The sequence below is a fragment of the Halobacillus faecis genome, from assembly GCF_007991335.1.
Lineage (GTDB): Bacteria > Bacillota > Bacilli > Bacillales > Halobacillaceae > Halobacillus > Halobacillus faecis.
In genome coordinates this window covers 1-20,937 of record NZ_BJYD01000026.1, presented here as the reverse complement: position 1 = coordinate 20,937, position 20,937 = coordinate 1, and the positions used below count along the sequence as shown (strand labels likewise).

The 20,937-nt window shown below is 43.2% G+C and carries 12 protein-coding genes; 7 read left to right on the top strand and 5 right to left on the bottom strand.

Annotated elements, in window-relative coordinates; all coding sequences use genetic code 11:
* Positions 1-20: 20 nt before the first annotated feature.
* From HFA01_RS13785 to HFA01_RS13770, 4 genes are read right to left on the bottom strand one after another with little or no spacing between them, the layout of a single operon-like run.
* Positions 21-1,328 (bottom strand): hypothetical protein, encoded by a 1,308-nt coding sequence (locus HFA01_RS13785; RefSeq protein WP_146817211.1) that lies wholly within the window; start codon positions 1,326-1,328, stop codon positions 21-23.
* Positions 1,325-2,572 (bottom strand): M20 family metallo-hydrolase, encoded by a 1,248-nt coding sequence (locus HFA01_RS13780; protein ID WP_146817209.1) that lies wholly within the window; start codon positions 2,570-2,572, stop codon positions 1,325-1,327. The genes HFA01_RS13785 and HFA01_RS13780 overlap by 4 nt, the downstream gene beginning before the upstream one ends.
* Positions 2,569-3,870, bottom strand: coding sequence for an amidohydrolase (locus HFA01_RS13775; protein ID WP_146817691.1), 1,302 nt, complete (start codon positions 3,868-3,870; stop codon positions 2,569-2,571). The genes HFA01_RS13780 and HFA01_RS13775 overlap by 4 nt, the downstream gene beginning before the upstream one ends.
* Before the next feature lie 5 nt (positions 3,871-3,875).
* Positions 3,876-5,075, bottom strand: a complete 1,200-nt coding sequence (locus tag HFA01_RS13770) for a M20 metallopeptidase family protein (protein ID WP_146817207.1) — start codon at positions 5,073-5,075, stop codon at positions 3,876-3,878.
* A 312-nt stretch (positions 5,076-5,387) separates the two neighbouring features.
* Here HFA01_RS13770 and HFA01_RS13765 point away from each other — a divergent pair, with 312 nt between their 5' ends.
* The 3 genes from HFA01_RS13765 (at position 5,388) to glpK (ending at position 8,303) form a co-directional block, all read left to right on the top strand.
* Positions 5,388-5,996, top strand: coding sequence for a hypothetical protein (locus HFA01_RS13765; protein ID WP_246139334.1), 609 nt, complete (start codon positions 5,388-5,390; stop codon positions 5,994-5,996).
* A gap of 142 nt (positions 5,997-6,138) precedes the next feature.
* Entirely contained in the window at positions 6,139-6,297 is a 159-nt protein-coding gene (locus HFA01_RS18935) for a hypothetical protein (RefSeq protein WP_167506246.1), read from the top strand.
* Positions 6,298-6,809: 512 nt separating this feature from the next.
* Positions 6,810-8,303, top strand: a complete 1,494-nt coding sequence (gene glpK / locus HFA01_RS13760; protein WP_146817205.1) for a glycerol kinase GlpK — start codon at positions 6,810-6,812, stop codon at positions 8,301-8,303.
* A gap of 107 nt (positions 8,304-8,410) precedes the next feature.
* Here the strand turns inward: glpK and HFA01_RS13755 are convergent, their stop codons facing one another.
* Positions 8,411-10,135: an ABC transporter ATP-binding protein gene (locus HFA01_RS13755; protein WP_146817203.1), complete on the bottom strand. Its 1,725-nt coding sequence runs from the start codon at positions 10,133-10,135 to the stop codon at positions 8,411-8,413.
* Positions 10,136-10,360: 225 nt separating this feature from the next.
* Between HFA01_RS13755 and HFA01_RS13750 the strand changes: the two genes are divergently transcribed.
* From HFA01_RS13750 to HFA01_RS13735, 4 genes are all read left to right on the top strand, one after another.
* Positions 10,361-11,728, top strand: a complete 1,368-nt coding sequence (locus HFA01_RS13750) for a hypothetical protein (RefSeq protein ID WP_146817201.1) — start codon at positions 10,361-10,363, stop codon at positions 11,726-11,728.
* Between the two features lie 643 nt (positions 11,729-12,371).
* Positions 12,372-14,627: a PQQ-binding-like beta-propeller repeat protein gene (locus HFA01_RS13745; protein ID WP_167506245.1), complete on the top strand. Its 2,256-nt coding sequence runs from the start codon at positions 12,372-12,374 to the stop codon at positions 14,625-14,627.
* A gap of 478 nt (positions 14,628-15,105) precedes the next feature.
* A complete protein-coding gene (locus tag HFA01_RS13740; RefSeq protein WP_146817197.1) occupies positions 15,106-18,573 on the top strand; it encodes a C40 family peptidase in 3,468 nt (1,155 codons plus the stop codon).
* Between the two features lie 395 nt (positions 18,574-18,968).
* Positions 18,969-20,937: NlpC/P60 family protein (locus HFA01_RS13735; protein ID WP_146817195.1), on the top strand; the 1,969-nt coding region annotated here is incomplete at its 3' end.

Sequence of the window (20,937 nt, the reverse complement as noted above, 5' to 3'; positions counted from 1 at the left end):
AGAGAGGGGAAGGAGGAGGATTAGTCCTCCTTTACGAAGCGGTAGACCTTCCTTGGTCTTCCTCGTTCCCCGGATTGTCGTTCTCCCGCTTGTTCCACAATATGGACGCGTTCTAATTCAGACAGGATCCGCCGTCCATTGCGTTCGGTACTTTTCAGCCACCTGGATAAATCTTGAGAAGAGAAGTGATCCCGGTGATACTGTTTGGAATAGGCGAGTAATTTAGAGATCACGCCTGGGCTCAGGTTCGCTTCTTTCATCTTGTTTTGCAGAGCATGGCCGATTTCTGTTGTATGATAACTCAAGGTCTTCTGCTGCTGTTTCAATGAGATGGATTGATCTTCATCGACAATAAGAAGCAAGGGTTCTTGTTCTTCTTTAATATGACGGAATCCGATTCGAACATGATTCTCGGCTTGAGAGACGGTTTCACCAAAACCGATGGACACGCGTGCGCTCAAGCTGGTTTGGAGGCGTATGTCTTCAATGAGTGTGAAAAGATCAGCTTCTGACTCTTCGCTAAGTTCACCGCGTGTCGTAAAGATGAAAAACAGTCCATCTCCGAGCTGCATGACCGAGCCGTTCGTCTTCTCCGCAAAGGTAAGCAATTGCCGGCGGACATCGAGTTCTTGATACTTGGTCTTGAATGAGTAGTAGTTTTCTTCTGAGTGGGAGGCATTCATCTCGACACGGCACCCGATGATGGCCACTTGTGAATTGCGGAAATGTTTGGAATGGGCCCGCTCCTCTAAAAACTGAATGATCATTTTGATCGAAAGGTAAGAGGGGGTAACCCGGAAAACTGGGATGTTCTTTTCTTTGAGTTCTTTGTATACGGACTTGATGGAAGTGATGACGACTTCCGTTTTGCCTTGTTCATACAGCTGACTATGAAAATCGGTCAGTTCGTCTGTATGACGGACCTTCTCAAACGGAAAGTTTTCGTATTCCAGTGCGTCCAGTTGGTAGTAGGACAAGATCTTATCAAATTCTTCATTGGCAATCGTATCAATGCTCACTTTTCGGTACACGTGATTCGCCTTCAATTGAGCCTCCAACAAAATACCGAAGAAACTGGAGCCGTGAAGAGGAGGGTAGGCGCTCTCCTCTTCCGTGATCAAGCCATTCTCGATGGCAAAGGTGTGGTTCAGAACGCCCGAGAAGAACCATTGATCAACTTCATGTCTATGTTCTTTCAGGATATCTGTCACGTCCGATAACTTTTCATAGGCAAAAGGGTAGAACGTAATCTGCTCGAATTCTTCAGCTACATACATAATCTGTTCCACGGAATCTTTCGGGCCGATGACTCCAATTTTTGTTTTCACTGGTGATCACTCGCGATCGATTCGATATAGGCAGCCAATACATTTGTCCCTTTATTTAAATCCTCGATGGAGGCATATTCCTTAGGGTGGTGACTGATTCCATCGCGGCAGGGGATAAAGATCAGTCCTGATGGCCAGCGTGTGGCCATATTCATCACATCATGCCCAGCTCCGCTGTCCATGGGGTGTACACGGTAACCGATCTTTTCGGTGATCTCCTGAAGCTGTTCCTGGATGGAAGAATCGAGATGTACCGAATCATTATCCACGAGCGTATGGAGGTCAACCTTCACATCCTTGGATGCTTCAATGGTCTTACAATAGCTGCGGATCTCTTCAGCCAGGTTTCTTTTCAGTTCATCATCCACGCTTCGAATGTCGATCCCTAACTGAACTTCCCCTGGGATGACGTTCATCACGTTAGGCGATAGTTTCACCGTACTCGTGGTTGCGACAATCGGAGTCGGCTGAACTCCATTCCGTTTACGTGCTTGTTCTTCTACATAGGTGATAATGGGAGCGGCTGCGACAAACGCATCAGAACGGTTGTTCATCGGTGTCGTGCCTGTGTGATTGGCCATTCCTTTGACCGTGACTTGCAATCTTACCGGGCATGCGACGCCTCGTACAATCCCGATTTCTGCTCCGTTGTCCTCAATTTGGGTTCCTTGTTCAATGTGCAACTCTAGGAAACGTTCGATTTCGTCGGGAGATTTCTCTGCTTGATCAATCGATTCCCAGGACAGGCCGTAAGATTCGACCGCCTCTTTCACAGTGACACCGTCCGCATCCTCGACACTTCCGAGTTCCCCTTTATCCATCATTCCTGCTGTCGCCTTGCTGCCAATGGTGGATACACCAAATCGTGCAGATTCTTCAGACGCAAAACAGACAACATCGATGTTTTTGGTTGGTTGGAACCCTTTGTCTTTCAATTGTTTGACGGCAGCAAGACCTGTCAATACTCCAGCGGCGCCGTCATATCCGCCCCCGCCACTGACGGTATCCAGGTGAGAACCGATGGCGATGGTCGGAGCATCTTCCTGAGCAGCTTTCCATCTCGCCCACACATTCCCCGCCTCGTCTTGAACGACATCAAGGCTCAATTCTTCCGCCGCTTTTTTAAAAGCTTCGTGCGCCTGCTTTTCTTCTTCTGTGTAACTGAGTCGGGTAAACCCATACTCTTCATCCATGTATTCTGTTACGTTGAGCTGTAATAGCTTTTCTTCTAACCATTGCTTCATTGGACATTTCCTCCTCTAAGGGTGTGCGCATAAGCGGCAAGTGCCACAGGTAATACATCTTCTTCGAAATCAAAGGAAGGAGAATGGTGGTTCGCTGGGAGCGAGGTACCAAACAACATGTAGGTCGCTTTCCCTCCATTGGCCTGAACCGCATTCATCATGAAACTGGCATCCTCTGATCCTGATACATGAGCGACTGGGTCAATATGGGCGATCCAGGTACTTTCCTTACACTGGTTTTCAATGGATGAGATTAAGGAATCATCACAATGCATAGGTTCGGTTTCTCCGACAAAATCAATCTCGACACTCACGTCATACAACGATGCCGAAGCTGTGAGGATGCGTTTCGCTTCCTTCTGCATGAATTGATTGATTGCTTTTGACTCTCCACGCGTCTCGATCTCCAAATATCCGTGGTCGGCGATAATGTTGCGACCGTTGCCCGCGGTGAGTTTTCCTACATTGACCCGGCTCACGCCTTCACTGTGTCGGGGAATCGCATGCAGTTGAGTGGCCGCAGTAGCCGCGGCAAGCAGAGCGTTTCTTCCATCCTCAGGCTTCATGCCTGCATGGGAGGACTGCCCGCGGAAGGTCACGTTCCATTTGGAAGAAGCGAGAAATCCTTGGGTTGTGGCGGCAATGGTTCCGACAGGGAGGGGATTTATTCCGATATGCCCGGAATAAAACTGGTCGACATCATCCAGCCATCCTTGATCGACCATCGCTTTGGCTCCTCGTCCGCCTTCCTCAGCCGGCTGGAACAAAAGGGTGAACCTTCCGATCAGCTGGTCTTGAAAATGAGCGATAAGGTGAGCGAGACCAAGGCCGATGGTTGTATGGCCGTCATGTCCGCACGCATGCATCACACCTGTTTGTTCGGAATGAAAATGATGATCGTAAGGAAAATGTCCGTGATCGGACGCTTCCAAGATCGGAAGCGCATCGATGTCAATACGAAAAGCCAAATGAGGGCCTTCTTTTCCTGTGTCCCATTGAGCGACGACACCAGTATGTCCCCCGGTCATGCGCTCCAGCCATTCGGACGGCACGCCGTGTTCAAGCGCTCGCTTCTCTGCTTCTTGAGTTTCCTGATCGCCTGGAACCCCGTAGCGGGATTCGCTTTTGACGGCGTCTCTCCCGACATGGATCTTAAACCCCAACGATTCTAATTCTCTTCCTATCTTGTAGGTGGTTTGATATTCAAGAAACCCGAGTTCCGGCTGTTGATGAAGCTCACGTCGCCAAGAGACCAGCTGTGGCTTCAGTCCATGAATAAATGAATCGAATGCGTCCATCACCGTTATCCCTCCTGGTTTAATAGAGACTGTAACGTGTCTAAAGCAACTTCCGCTAAGAAGCGGCTGCCCATTGGTAAGGCTCTTTCATCCAGTTGGAATCCTGGGTCATGCAATGGCATTTGTTCGGATGCTTTTTCGATTTGTGTGCCAAGCCAGATAAAGGCTCCGGGATATTGTAGTAAGAAACGCGAGAAATCCTCGCCGGCAAGCGCAGGCTCGATTTCAGGTGTCGCCTGTTCTCCGAAAAGTCTTTGAGCTGTGTTCCTCGCTTGCTGCGCATACTTGGGCGTGTTGATGGTGGCTGGGTAGCCATCCAAGTATTCAATATCAATCGCTGCATCGAATGCTTCCGCCGTTTGATTCAAGATGGTATGGAAGCGTTCTTTGATCTTTTGTTTTACCTCCGGTTTGTACGTTCGAATTGTTCCTTCAATCGTGACTTCTTTAGGGATCACGTTGTAGCGGTGACCGCCTTCAATTTTCCCAATGGTCACAACCGCGGAGTCGAGCGGGTTGATATTGCGACTGACAATCGTTTGAAGGCTGGAAATCATCTGATTGGCGATGATGATGGCGTCGTTCCCTTCATGAGGCATGCTGGCGTGTCCGCCTCTTCCGGTAACCTTTACCGTAAATCGATCCGATGCGCCCATCATCTCCTTATCACGAATCCCCATCTCACCAACAGGCAATCCCGGCCACACGTGCTGTCCGTAAATCACGTCAGGTTTGTACTCGGCAAACACGCCGTCTTCCATCATAGGACCAGAGCCACCGATGGGAGAAGCTTCTTCTGCTGGTTGAAAAACGAGAAGGACCGTACCCTCGATTTCTTCTTCCATTTGCTTGAGGACATAGCCAGCGCCGAGAAGCATCGCCGTGTGGGCGTCGTGACCACAGGCATGCATCTTTCCGTCTACTTCTGAAACGAAGTCATGCTCATTCGTTTCCTGAATAGGAAGAGCATCCATGTCCGCTCTTAACGCGACGGTTTTTCCCGGTTTCTTTCCTTGAATGATCCCGAGTACGCCTGTGCCTGCGAAACCGTTCTTATAAGTAATGCCATACTCTGAGAGCTTCTCTTTCACTAGAGCAGAAGTTTTCACTTCCTCTCCGCTCAATTCTGGATATTTATGCAATTGTCTTCGAATTTGATAGATGTCACTTTCAATTTCACTGATGTATGATTGTAAGGTTCCCAAAAAGGACACCCCTTTATCTTTATTTTGGACATTGTCCTTAAATGTTCCGTTATTTATGTACTATACCAAAAGTTTTATGAAAATGCATCACTACATCGGTAATTTTCTGAAATTTCATCTGAAGGGGCGCCTGCCCGCTTACGCTTTAAAGAGATAAAGATGAGGCGTCATCACAGCGTTAGGAGTAGGAGATTGTATCCCTTCCCTGTTTATATAAAGGTTTGAAAAATTTTTGAGATGGGTACTTAGGAAACATTTCAATGACGAACCAATGAAAGGTGTACCATTCAGAAAGGAAGGATCGGTGAAACGATGCGCCTGCGCCAAATGATATTTCTAACAGGATGGGTCGTCTTTATTTTATATGCCCTTCTGCTTGCCCCCGATGGCAACCTCGGATACCTGAATCAATTGATAACGATGAATGATCCAGACCCTTTTTTACTGATGGTGTTCAGTTTTCTTGGGATTTACCCCCTTTTATATGTTGCGCTCCTCATCGACGAAGATCGGAGCGGTCTCCCGTTATGGCCGTTTCTTCTAGGAATGTTCATGCTGGGAGCTTTTGCCCTCATGCCTTATTTTTTCTTATCAAGAGCAAGGAATAAAAGAGAGGGAAGGATCCCATACTGGTTGGTGAAAGTTTTCCATGCTCGTATGTTTATTTCTTTCCTTGTGGTTGTTACGATCGCTTTATTATGGTATGGCGTTAGCCAAGGGTATTTTTGGTTCTATTGGCATGATTTTCAAACATCCAACTTTGTGCATGTCATGACCATCGACTTTATGGTATTATCCATATTGACTATTTTCGTTATTTATTGGAAAGAGCGCAGATATGGGAAGGTGAACCGCATGCATTGGTTTGGAAGTATTCCTATATTAGGAGCCCTGTTCTATATGTTCATAAGGAAAGGGTGAAAAATGATTCATCCTTCCAGTATGTTCCAAGGTTTAAAGAAGCAGAAGGCTGGGTAATTCAATACTATGTACTCATAAACCGTCATATTTCTACAAAATTCCATATGTAACTTTCATTTATATGAAGGGGAGGAGAACAACCATGAGAGAAGATATGTTGAGAGTGTTGGATCAAAGAGACTATCTTGTTAAAGAGAACAAGAGACTGCAGGAAGAGCTGGAAAGAGAGCAAAGCAAAGTCCAGCAGCTGCAAAAAGAACAGCAGGAAAGTAAACCTGCTCTATCAACGATGGGAGCCTGAACAATAATTGTTCGCAGAACTCAAACAATGAAGAATTCTTCATCGTTTGAGTTTTTTTGTTTCCTTCTGCTTTTCTCCTACTTCTTTAAGGTTGCACTGGGAGATTATGATGGACACCGCTTTCATAGTGTCCTATAATAATCTACAACAAGTTAAGCACGTGACGGAGATTTGGAGACTCACACTTTGGCCTAACGTTTATCGTTTAGGCTCTTTGTGTGGGTCTCTTTTTTGTATGCGATCTTCAATTATGGAAAAGAGCGTTGTAGATGTCATCTTTCAGCATTGGAATAAATGAATGTACATAAGCTTTGAATCCTCTTTTTCTTTAGATCTAATTGGAGCCACGGGAATGTCAATGAACCAAAGGTTATGCAATTCACCCGCACGTGTTTTAAGACTAAGGATTGTCTCATGCTCTGCTTCTGATACCAGGATCATCGGCGCAGCTGGCTTGGGGTTGAAGTAAGAACAAACCTACAAAGTTCACAAGAAATGAGGAGATGAATGATATGAGTAAATCCTATATCCTTTCCATTGACCAGGGAACGACGAGTTCGAGAGCTATTTTATTTAATAAAGCAGGAAAAATTGTAGAAACGGCTCAGAAAGAATTCGAGCAATTCTTTCCAAAACCGGGCTTGGTGGAACACGATGCTAATGAAATTTGGACATCTGTCCTTGCCTGTATCGCCGATGTGTTAAGAAAATCTGATGTAAGCGCAGATCAAATCGCAGGTATCGGCATTACGAACCAACGAGAAACAGCCGTCGTCTGGGATAAAAACACAGGGAAGCCGATCTATAAAGCTATTGTTTGGCAGTCCCGACAAACCGAAGACATTTGTAAAGAGCTGCGTGTGGCTGGTCATAATGACCTTTTCCGTGGGAAAACGGGTTTGCTGTTGGATCCTTACTTCTCAGGGACCAAAGTAAAATGGATTTTAGACCATGTGGAAGGTGCAAGAGAGAAAGCGGAGAACGGGGACCTTTTGTTTGGAACCATTGATACGTGGCTTGTCTACAAGCTCTCTGGAGGAAAGACTCATATTACCGACTACTCCAACGCTTCCCGAACCTTGATGTACAACATCTATGACTTGAAGTGGGATGAAGAGCTTCTCGATATTCTAGGCGTCCCTGCATCAATGCTTCCAGAGGTAAAGCCATCGTCAGAAATATATACTCATACCGTGGATTATCATTTCTTTGGAGAGGAAGTTCCAATTGCGGGAATCGCGGGAGACCAACAGGCCGCTTTATTTGGACAAGGATGTTTTGAAAAAGGGATGGCGAAGAATACGTACGGAACAGGCTGCTTTATGTTAATGAACACAGGAGAAGAAGGCGTACCGTCCGAGCACGGTCTTTTGACCACGCTTGCGTGGGGAATCGATGGAAAAGTCGAATACGCTCTTGAAGGGAGCATCTTCGTAGCTGGATCAGCCATTCAATGGTTGAGAGACGGTTTGAAACTAATTGAAAACGCTCCTGAGACAGAAACGCTTGCCACAGCTGTAGATTCTTCAGACGGCGTCTATTTAGTCCCTGCGTTTGTTGGACTGGGAACCCCCTACTGGGATAGTGATGCAAGAGGAGCTATGTTCGGTTTGACTCGTGGTACGACGAAGGAACATTTTGTCCGGGCGACGTTAGAGTCACTCGCTTACCAAACGAAAGATGTCCTGGAAGCCATGACGGCAGATTCCGGCATCGATTTGAAGGCTCTTCGCGTGGATGGGGGCGCGGTAAAAAACAACTTCCTGATGCAGTTCCAAAGTGACATTCTCGGCGTACAGGTCGAGCGTCCAGTCGTCCAGGAAACCACTGCCCTTGGTGCCGCCTTCCTTGCTGGTCTTGCGGTTGGCTACTGGAAAGATAAAGATGAAATTAAACAGCAGTCCGAAAATGATCGTACCTTCTCCGTAGAGATGAGTGAACAAGAACAACAGAACCTTTATCAGGGATGGAAGAAAGCTGTTGAAGCGACAAGGCAGTTCAAATAAGGAAGAAACAAAAAGAGCGTCCAGCTGAGGGCGCTCTTTTTGCTCGTGGAAGTGGTAGTAGCGCGGTAGTCTCCTGTCCTCCTTACAAAACACAAGCCCTACAAGAGCTATTCCGTCTTCAGTTGCTGCCTTGCAAAATCACGGTAAAGGGCATGATTTTGGAACAATTCCTTATGGGTACCTGTCCCCGTTACTCTCCCTTTCTCTAAGAAAATGATTTGATCTGCATCCACGATCGTGGAAAGACGATGGGCGATGACAAGTGTTGTTCGGCCTTTCATCAGGTTCTTCAAGGCTTGTTGAACAACGATTTCCGATTGACTGTCGAGGCTTGAGGTCGCTTCGTCCAACATAAGAATTTCAGGGTCTCTCAGAAGGGCACGGGCAATCGCAATCCGCTGTCTTTGTCCCCCAGATAATTTGATGCCCCGCTCTCCGACTTCGGTTTCATATCCGTGGGACAACGATTGGATAAATGTATCGGCATAAGCCATTTCTGCTGCGGCGTGTATCTTTTCTAAAGGAATGTCCCCTTCCAACCCATAGGTTAAGTTATCCATGATCGTCCCAGCATAGAGTGGGCTTTCTTGCGATACATACCCGATCATCGTACGCCATGCTTTCAAGTTGAAGCTAGAGATGGGGACTTCCCCATAACGAATCTCACCACTAGAAGGAGAATAGAACTGTTCAATCAGCGAGAACATCGTTGTCTTTCCACTGCCACTAGGTCCAACGATCGCTGTGACTTCCCCTTTCTTCGCGGCAAAGGAAACTCCCTCTAAGATGGGTTCGTCAGGCTGGTACTTGAAGGATACTTCCTGGACAACGAGGCTTTGGTCGAAAGATGTGACGTCCCTTCCATCCTGCAAATTCTCTTCATCTAATGACAGAATCGAGAGTACTTTTTCCGTTGCTCCTACCGTCTTTTGGAACTGGGTGGTGAACACGACAATTTGTGTGATCGGCATGATGATTTGGAACAAATAGATAAAGAACGCAGCGAGTTCCCCTGGCGTCATGGCTCCTGAAGTCACCCGCACGCCACCGAATCCGATAATCAGGACAAGGACGACAATGATGAGAGAAGAAACAAGCGGCGACATCAACGCTTGTATTACACCTTCCCGCAAACCGAGCGTGTACAGTTTCTTTATTCCTGACTGTCCTTCCTTCCATTCCCGTTCCTCTGCATTAGACGCTTTCACAAGTCGGATCTCCGAGATGACACGGGTCAAATGAGCAGAAAAATCCGCGGTTTCCGATTGGAGGTTCCACGAGATGTTCGCCATCTTCCTCCCAATCGGAATAAGAAAAAGGAGGGCTAACGGGATGATGGAAAACATCACGAGCGTCAATGGCCAGTCCAGGTAGAAAAGAATGACAATCGCACCGACCACGGAAATGATACCAGTAATGAAACCAGTGAAATGCTCAGTAATCAAGTTTTTGATGACGCCCGTATCATTCGTCATTCGGCTGACCGCATCTCCAGTCTCGTGAGAATCATAATACGACACCGGAAGGACAAGGAGTTTCTGCCATAACTTTTCCCGCAAAGAAGCAATAATGTGCTGGCCGACTTTGGCAAGAAAATAGACAGACACGCCCCCGGCCACCGCTTGAACAAAGAAGGCGATGACGATACCTGTGATCACGGTTGTATTTAGATCGTTCAGATCAAAATTGTCGATCAACCGGCTGGCAAGCAAAGGGATCGCAAGACCTGCGATTGTAGTGAGTAAACTTAAGAGCAATGCGATGGAGAAGATGAGCTTGGGTGGATGGGTGGCACGGATTAATTGGAGGAGTTGTTTCCATTTTGGCTGCATGTTGTCATCACCTTTGATTCATTAGGATGACTTTATTATATCGGATGTACTCTTGCCGCTCACCATTTTTGGGAGACTTGTAAAGGGAGAATTTGAATCGTGTGGATAAGTTGAACGAACTAATAGGTCGATTTAAATGGTAAAAAATTCATAATATTAGTGAAATTTGATCAGAGATATTGTATAATGGGTTTGTTCTTAATTAAGCACGAAAGGGGTAGTCAATTGGCCGATCTATTGAGCAGTTTATTAAAAGAAATCTATCAACTTCCTCTAATAGGTAATTTCATTTATAAGTTAATTGTCGATTATCCTATAGGAGGCTGGGTATTTTTATTTATCGTTTCAATATTAGGTATTAACAAATGGACAATAAGTCATACGGGGATAAATGTATTACAAAATGTGCCTCTTATTATCAAAAAGAACAGAGAGTATCAAAATGATAGAAGAAGAAATGTATTTTATAAAGATTCATCAACAAAGGATTATATAAATTGGTTAAACGGAGTTTTAAAGACGTTGTATGATGAATACAAGTTATTACGTTTGTTTGGGAAGGAATATCCTGTCGTCACGCATGATTCAGTCAAACGAATTCGTTATCCATTCAAAAAAAACCTCACAGATACAACCAAAGTTGTTAATACAAACATCCCTGATTTCAATCCTGATAAAGGACAAAAACAATACATAAAGGTAATGGGAAACACCATTAAATGGCCTGAAGTTATCGGGTTTGCCCTAGACAAGTTTCATTTGAATGATGAAGGGAAGATGACCGGTTTCACGGCCAAGACCTGCCAATATAAACATAATGTAGCTACATCCCATATTTTAGAATATGAGATGTATAAACTTTACCTGAAAAATAAGAAAAAAATGGGTATGCAAGAGGCTGGTGAATTATTAGAATCATTACCCTATCGATGTAAGATCCATGAAGCAAATGAACAGACTAATATTATGACAACGGGATGTAACCGGTATTCATTAATGAGTGTCCAAATGTTAGTAGTTTACTATGATGATTTCATCAAAGATTACAAGGCTTTAACTTTCCACCGTTCGGATAAAGTTGCTATAAAGCCGAATTACTGGCAATTCATCCCTGCAGGAGGTTTTGAAATTTTTGAGAAATCTAGCACTACAAATCCATACATCATTGAACAGAATTTCGATGTTGAGTTGGCCTTATTTAGGGAGTTGATCGAAGAAGCATTTGATGGTCGGGACTTTGAATATAACAGGTCTGGGGAGGAGGTGAATAATTTAGTAAGGAATCATAAGGACATTGTCCAAATTAAAAAATGGATAAAGAGTAATAAAGCCCATCTGGAATTCATGGGAATAGTGACTGACATGGTTTCATTGAGGCCTGAACTATCATTTTTGCTGGTCATTGATACTCCTGAATTTCAGGAAATTAAATTGAAAATTAATGATGAAGGTCAAGACTACCAAGCCGTAAAAGTTAACGATCTTCCTGCCATGCTTTCGGGAGAGTTATTATATCCTAGTAGTGCAGGTTTATTGAAACTAGCCATGCAGTCTCAACTATTTAAGGAGAGAGAACTCTTGCAGCATTCTTAAATTTGAGTTTAGTGTTAAGAAAAATGCCCAACGTTTTTATGGAACAATTATTAGCTAGGAGTGGTTAGAAAAGATGAAGTTTGTAAAAATTAGTACCATTTTTATGTCCTGCTTGTTCTTGTTGTTGCTTTTAACTGATGGAGCATTAGCCAAAGGCGGGAACCACGGCCCACCATCTGATAAAGGTGAAGAAACAACCGATTTAACAGTCTTAGAGGAAAAGGGGCTTTTAGAATCCAGTACCCCTAATATCAACGAGGATAAGCCAGTCAGTCGTGAAGAATACGTGAAAATTTGGGTGAAAGCGTCCAACCTTCCGCTCATTATAGACAAAGAAACAACCTTCAAGGATTTGAAAAATGCTTACAGTCTCCCTTATATCAATACTGCTGTTCATCATCAATGGATTTTCCCCAAAGAATTCAACTTCAAATTCCAACCAGAAAAACCCATAACAAAATATGAATCCGCTGTTTTCATTGCTAGATTACTTGATTTCAATGAATCAATAGAAGAGCTGCCGTTTAAGGACGAGAATAAGGTGAAAGGGAATCGCTCCCTTGTAAGAGCTTCCTTTGACGCAGGGTATGTTGCCTTACATAAGAATGGGAAGTTTCAACCCAACAAACCAGTCACGTATCAAATGCTTAACGACCAAATAGAAAAGCTTACCAAAGACTTGAACCGGGAGATCGATGATGGCGTTGCTGACGTCACATATACGGATGCTGTGAAAATTGTCCAAGACCGTTTCTTGTATCATCTAATCAAGATCACTCCAAAAGGGGATGTCCACTTAAAAAAAGATGAAGCTTTCGCAGATTTCGAAGAAGGGGAAATTTTATCCATTCCTCCCTTGGAGAATTATCCAGAAGGGTTGTCTTTAAAGATTTCCCGTATTGAAGAAAAACAGGATTCTCTTATTATACAAACGGAGGAACCAAAGCTTGAAGAGGTTTTTTCTGAATTGAATCTTGATTTTGAGAAGTCCGTTCAACCTGAGGATCTGGTATTGGAAGAGGGAATTGAAGTAGAAATGATTCCTATAGAAGAACCCAACCAAACGGCTTCCTTACAATCGTTTCTATCGGAAACGGAGTTTTCACTAAAAAAATACCTTTTTACTTTTGACAAATCACTTCTTGAATATGAGGGGGATGACAGTCTAGCTTCTTTAAGGCTGGATGGAGAATTTTTATTAGAAGGTCCTACTCTATCCGTTAAGGTGGATTATTCCAATATCTTATTGAAGGAGGGATCCATTTCTCTTTCTGGAAAACAAAATGCTAGCTTAAGGCTGAGGGGAGATGTTGCAGCGGATTATGAGCGTAGTATAAAGTTGGCTACAATCAAGTTACCTGTAAAAAATGCTTTTTCTGCTGAGGTTGTCTTAAGCATGAAAATTACTGCAAGTGGAGAGGGTTATGTAGAAGTTAAATTGGTAGAGGATGCAACAATAAATGCAGAGGTTCAAATCTTTGGATATAAAAATAAGGAAGGACATATTGAATATGCAAAAAGTGACGTAGGTTTAGGTGAGAGTCTAAAAACAGAGATAAAACCAATTAACTATGATTTTACAGGTAGAGCTACTGCTGGACCAACACTAGATCTCGATATAAAATATAACCAATTGGGACTGGTAAGCTCAGAAAACTCAGCTGGTGTGGAAGGGAGAATATGGCGAAATGAAGCTGGAGAACCCTGCTTCAAATATAGGGATTATATAACGTCTGAAATTGTTTGGAAGTTCATTGTGTACGAAGAGTTCTCTATAATACCTGAGGATTACAACGAAGATAATTGGAGCAAACGTAGCTGTTTGAATACAGGAGATCCGGATGAAGACCAGGAAGACCCTGTAGAACCTGAATTGTTCTGGAAAAAGACTGAGATCGGCGTACCATCAGAAGTGAAAATTGGACCTGAGGGGAATTTATACTATACCGAAAGTGGAGGAACTTTCGTTTCTTTAACTCCTGCTGGAGAACAGAGATGGGAGCGGAAAAGACCCATATTCTATCGCTCTCCTGTTGTAACTGAAGTAGGAGAGATTTTTGCTCAAAATAGTGAAGGGGTTATGGCCTATGATTTGGATGGGGAGCCACTATGGACTTCTCCTGTAACCTTTGAGGTAGGTAGAATAAACAGTGGACACATGGCCATGATGGATGACCTTTTAATTGTACCTGTAACCTCCGCTTTTTGGGAAGATAGAGGATCTTCCGTTTATGCAGTAACAAAAGATGGGGACATCGCTTGGGAGGCTAACCTTTTGCCTGAGGGTGATCCGTCTATCTCTAGTGTGGAAGTAAGTGGTGACCAGATTTTTATAGTGAGTGAAGGAAGTTTGTACAAGATTAATGCACAAGGCGAAGTTGAAACTCTATTAAAAGATCATTATTTAAGTGGGAAACCGGCTGTAGCTGAAGACGGAACCGTATATGTAATCTCATCGCTAAGGTATAAGCTTTATGCTGTCTCACCTGAAACTCAAAATAATGAAGAGCCACTGTGGAGTGTCTCAACCGATTACCTTTTTTCTAATGACACCGAGCCAAGGGTCTCTCCTAAAGGTGAAATCTATTTGAACGGTGCGAACAAAATAACCATTGTAAATCCTAAAACGAAGCAAATAGAAGCATCTTATGGGGTTGAATATAAAACATTTCCAGTTATGTTTGACGACGCTGGTAATAGCTATGTGGCTTCAAGCGATTCGATGACAGATACTTCTAGTATAGTTGTATTTGATAATGAACATAAGAGATTAATTTCCTACGTAAGTGAGGGTGTAAAAGGTAGACTTGGTGGTCCTTTAACTTTAGCAGGAGACGGGGTGGTTTACTCTCCAGGAATAAATTTGTTTGCTGTGAAGTTCTATGATATTAACGATTGAGTGAAAAAAGGGTGTCCTTCATTGAGGGACATCCTCTTTAATAATACCCATCGATATAAGAATTACTGGGGCGCTGTAGTCTTCATTCATTCGTCCCTAACTCTAAGGGGGAGGGAATTACTGATTTCAAGAGGATAAAAAGACGAAAAATGAAATAATACAATAATAAATATTAACCTAATGGGAAACAGAAGAGTTAAAACTTGCATTGCATTTTTATGCGATGCAAGTTTTTTTATTTCATTTCTCGTCATTTTTACTCAAATTCTATTAAAAAAAAAACAGTATCTGACGATAATATTAAATGGAAGTATATCGTTTTACCTATTATAGAGAGAGAAGGGGAGGAATCTTAATAAAATTTCTTACTAATAATAAGCGGGAGATTTTTTATTCAAGTTTGTGACTTTTGAAATAAAGTCTCGCTCTCGTTTATATCTTTAAGGTGACGACTTATAACATTTTTTAGGGGGTACATATGAAGGGGAAGTGGAAGTATTATTTGTGGATGATGACGTTTTTAATGGCATGGCTACCATGTACGTATGTCAATGCCGAAAGCACTGATCATCCACTTCAAAGTATGGAAATTAAAAAGACAAACGTAGAAGTAGGCGATGTTCTTAAACTCCAAGCAACGCTACAAGAAGATTATTTTGATAAACCAGTAGGATATATAAAAGCAGAGTTTATATCGCCCTCTGGTAATGTAAAAAAACACGCCTTTTTGTCTGTAGATAAGGAAAGTGCCTTATGGACAGGTAATTATCAAGTGGAAGAGTTTATTGAGAACGGAGAGTGGAAGTTAACCTCGCTGACTGTAGGATACAGGATGAATGGTCCAGCTGATTATAACAGTTGGTCTGTAAAATATGATCAAATTGGTAATTATTCATTTACTGTAGAGAACAATGAGACTGAAGATTTGGCTTCTCCAACTATACAGGATGTATCCATTATTAAGGATCAAGAACGGCTTCAAGCAAGTGACTCTGTAAGAATTGAAGCGAAGGTAAGTGATGACCTCTCAGGTGTCGTACATGTAGCGGCTATATATATGGGCAAAACGATTACCATGAGCAAAGAAGAGTCTACAGGCAAATACGTGGGAACCTTTGATGTTAGGGCTTCTACAAGGGTTGGTTTGTACTCATTCGAAGAAATGATAGCCATTGACAAGATAGGAAATAAAACAACGATAGATAACAGTACATTAGATTTAGACTTTGAAGTCATTGAATCTCCCAAATCAAAATTAGTCTTATCGGAAGCTGAGAGTTACTTGGGTTGGTATAATTATGGCTTTCATTATACCATTGGAGAGATATATTATCTGTCTATAGGCTATAACCTTCCGACGGATATGGAGGAACTTTCTACTATAGGAAAGAAAGTAGAACGTAACAATCTTCAGGTAGGTGATCTGGTATTCTTTGATTATGAGGGGCAATCAAAGGTGGCGATGTACATTGGAGATAACCAAGTCATTCACCGTACCAAGTCTAATGTTGTAGGAATAGATAATATCAATAATGGAACATATTGGGGCCAGCGCTATGTGGAAGGCAGGCGTATATTGGACATGCCAAATTACTTAATGGATGAAGAAGTTGAGAACATGCGTTCAGGTACTTACCCTATCTATTATGATGGAAATGAAAATGGGGTAGACTTTGTAAACGAAGTCCTTACGAACGCATTAGGTTATGATCAAGCGGACACAATTGAAGAACAAGCGGAATTAGGTGAGTCTATAGAGCGGGAACGCATATTGTCTGGTGATCTCGTATTTATGGGAATAAAAGAAACTAATCAGTTGACCCATGTTGGTATTCACACCGGTTGGCATGGAGGTGACTATATCTATATACCCACAGTAGAATCGGACAATAGGATTACTACTAAAAGCATAGATGATCCGAATTGGCCGCGCGGTGTAGAATTTATTAAAGCGAAGCGATTAAAATATGTGCCTGGATCTACTGCAAATGATACTGAGGAATTTGGACATCCATTAACCAAAACAGCTGATAATTATGTAGGAACACCATACCAATACGGTGGCGATAGTGACGGAGGTTTCGACAGCTCAGGATTTGTTCAGTATATATTTAATGAAGCCCTAGGATTTGAACTACCACGTACAGTGAGCGAACAGGCAGGCATTGGTCAGTCCGTCGCGAAGCAAGATCTCCAGGAAGGCGATCTCGTCTTCTTTAGTAAAGACGAAGACAGCGGGCTGACTCACGTAGCCATATACGCGGGCGATGATAAGATCATCCATCCGACGGTTTCCCGAGGTGTAATCGTTGGAGAAATGGAAGGCAGTAGTTACTGGGGCCCTCGCTATACAGAAGCGAGACGCGTGGAAGACCAGCCAGAACTTGGTTCAACCTTCACGCACCCATTAACGCAAGAAGCAGAAACACATGTAGGAACACCATATGAATATGGTGGAGATAATGGAGAATCATTTGACAGCTCAGGTTTTGTGCAGTATGTGTTCAATGAAGCTTTAGACTTCGATATGCCACGTACAGTGAGTGGACAGGCAGACATTGGTCAGTCCGTCGCGAAAGAAAACCTGCAGGAGGGCGATCTTGTTTTCTTCAGTAAAGATGAAGACAGTGGCCTGACGCACGTAGCCATTTACGCAGGCGATGACCAGATCATTCACCCAACGGTCTCTCAAGGTGTGGTTGTCGGAGAAATGGAAGGCAACAGTTACTGGGGCCCTCGTTATACAGAAGCGAGACGCGTAGAGGACCAGCCGGAACTTGGTTCAGCGTTCACCCACCCATTAACCCAATCGGCTGAAACGCATCTGGGAACGCCTTATGAGTACGGTGGAGATAATGGAGAATCATTTGACAGCTCAGGTTTTGTGAAGTATGTATTCAATGAAGCGTTAGGGTTAGAGCTTCCGCGAACAGTCAGTAAACAAGCAAACCTTGGTCAGGCTATAGCCAAGGAAGACCTTCAGCAAGGGGACCTGGTCTTCTTCAGCAAAGATGAAGACAGCGGCCTGACGCACGTAGCGATTTATGCAGGCGATGATCAGATTATTCACCCAACAGTCTCCAAAGGTGTGGTCGTTGGAGAAATGGAAGGCAACAGTTACTGGGGCCCTCGCTATACAGAAGCGAGACGCGTGGAAGACCAGCCGGAACTCGGTGCGAAATTTACCCACCCATTAACCCAAGCGGCCGAAACGCATTTAGGAACGCCTTATGAGTATGGTGGAGATAATGGAGGAGCTTTTGACAGTTCCGGATTTGTGCAGTATTTGTTTAGTGAAGCGTTAGGCTTAGAGCTTCCACGTACGGTCAGTGAACAGGCAGGTCTTGGTCAGTCAGTAGAGAAGGAGGACCTTCAAGAGGGCGATCTTGTCTTCTTCAGTAAAGATGAAGACAGTGGTGTGACGCACGTAGCGATTTATGCAGGTAATGACCAGATCATTCACCCGACTGTATCCCAAGGTGTGGTTGTCGGAGAAATGGAAGGTAGCAGTTACTGGGGCCCGCGTTATACAGAAGCCAGACGCGTGGGGGACCAGCCGGAACTTGGTTCAGCGTTCACCCACCCATTAACCCAAGCGGCTGAAACGCATGTGGGAATGCCTTATGAGTATGGTGGAGATAATGGAGAAGCTTTTGACAGTTCCGGATTTGTGCAGTATGTATTTAACGAAGCTCTAGGCTTAGAGCTTCCACGAACAGTCAGTGAACAAGCGAACCTTGGTCAGTTTGTAGCGAAGGAAGACCTTCAGGAAGGCGATCTTGTCTTCTTCAGTAAAGATGAAGACAGTGGTGTGACGCACGTAGCGATTTACGCAGGTGATGACCAGATCATTCATCCGACCGTCTCTCAAGGTGTGGTCGTTGGAGAAATGGAAAGCAGTAGTTACTGGGGTCCTCGCTATACAGAAGCGAGGCGCGTAGAATAATAAGCAGAACTAGTCGAAAAAAAGTATATTGCAATCAACTATTTTAGAGAGTATAGGAAGCCGCGCATGATTAATTATGCGCGGTATTTTTGTGTCTCTCCAATATTATATGGGTGTTTTAATATAAGGCACATGTAGAACGATATAGATAACTAGCGGGAGTTATTGGGTTTGGTTATTAAAGGGTTGCAAGAAATTGAGTATAGAATTATCAAACCTTATGTTCTTCAGAATTGCTATTAAATAAAAAAAGGTTTTTGCCGATAAAGAATATGGAGTGAATTCTGTTTAGCAGGCTATTAGAGTGAAAAACGATTTACTGAAACTTAATGTCGAAAAATAGTCAATTTTGTTAGAATGGAATTCGTAAAAAAAATCATTAAGAGGAGGATGAAATGAAGAAGAAACTATTAGGTGGAATACTATTCTTTCTATTAGCATTAATCAACACAACACAAGTTTATGCTGATGAAAAAATTCCGCCACTCGCAGACTTAAAACTAAAGAATACAGATGTTGAAGTAGGAGAAACGGTTCAACTAGAAGCCGCAATAGCAGAATACGATAAAGATATCAACTACATGATGGCTTACTATCAATCTCCTTCTAAAAGAAAGGAAATAGTGATTTATTTATCACCCTTTGACGATAACAACAATGTGTACCATGGAGAATATGTTATTAAAGAGTTTGACGAAGGAGGCGAATGGAACTTAAGTCGTTTTGTCGTCGGTTATAGTGTTTCAAAGCATGAAGGAGGATACTTAAAGAATTGGGGAGAAAGTTTTGAAACTTTCTCACAGGATCATACCTTTAATGTTATTAATGATAAAGTAGACGACACTCCACCAGATGTGTTGAGCTTACAGGTTGTCGGGAATGAGTCAGATCTTACATTAGGAGATTCCGTTATATTAGAAGCAGAAATAACAGATGACCTTTCAGGCGTGGATGAAGCCTTCTACTCCTATGTCGGAAGCGAGTCTCGAAGATATCCATTAACAAGTAGTGATCAGGATAATAGTAAATTCAAGACGGACATACATATTGCAGAATATACAGAGATTGGAACACATCAAATAGATAAGGTCTATGTGATTGACAATGCAGGCAATGAAACAGTATATGACGCCAATTCACCTTCAAACGCTTATATAGTCGTTGAACCTACAAGAGAAGAAAGAGTTGCATTTGAGGCTGAAAGGATGATAGGAGCCTCGTACAAAAAAGGTGGAGATAGCTATTGGGGGGGATTTGATAACCTAGGTATGGTTAAGGAAGTTTTTAGATCCCTATTTGAGTACAAACTTCCATCTACTATGGAGAAGTTCCACTATGTCGGAGAATCTGTTAACAAAGAAGATATACAAGAAGGCGATCTCGTCTTCTTCTTAGAAGAAAATAAAGAAAACATAGGGATCATGATTGGTAAAGATCAATTTGTAACAGTTTCGGAAACAGATGGGGTTATAAGAAAAACCTTCGAACAAACTAATATGGATAAGAATTACATAGAATCAAGGCGAGTGACGGATGAGCTCAGGTATAAAATATATAATGCGGATTCTCCTTTGAGTGATGAGAGCTATTATAATCACAGCAATCCTGACGTCTTATTCATTGATAGTATTCTTTTCAAGTCACTTAGTCTTCCAGCTGCAGACAGCTATGAACAGCTAATGGGTTATGGAGAACATATTAATAGAAAACAGTTGTTGGCTGGGGATCTGGTATTCCTGGAAGATAAAGACTCAAGAGAGATTATAAAGGGAGGAATATACAGAGGAGACAATAGAATTGCCCATTACTCAAAGGAGGTAGCAACTGTAACTACGTCAGATATAGATAGTGGTGAGTTTCTATCCAACATGATTTATGGAAAATCAGTAAGAATAACAGAAGATACGATTCGTCTTGCGAGGACAAATTCTCCTTTAATTGAAATGGCTAAAAAGTATGTAGGAACACCATATCAATACGGTGGAGACAGTACGGCTGGTTTTGACAGTTCAGGCTTTGTACAGTACGTATTCAACGAAGTGCTAGGTTTTGAACTGCCACGTACAGTGAGCGAACAGGCAGCCCTTGGACAGGCAGTTATGAAGGAAAACCTCCAGGAAGGCGATCTCGTCTTCTTCAGTAAAGATGAAGGCAGTGGCCTGACGCACGTCGCCATTTACGCAGGTGACGATCAGATCATTCACCCAACGGTTTCTCAAGGTGTCGTTGTCGGAGAAATGGAAGGCAGCAGTTATTGGGGTCCTCGTTATACAGAAGCGAGACGTGTGGAAGAACAACCAGAACTAGGTCCAACATTCACCCACCCTTTAACAGAAGCGGCCGAAACGCATGTAGGAACCCCTT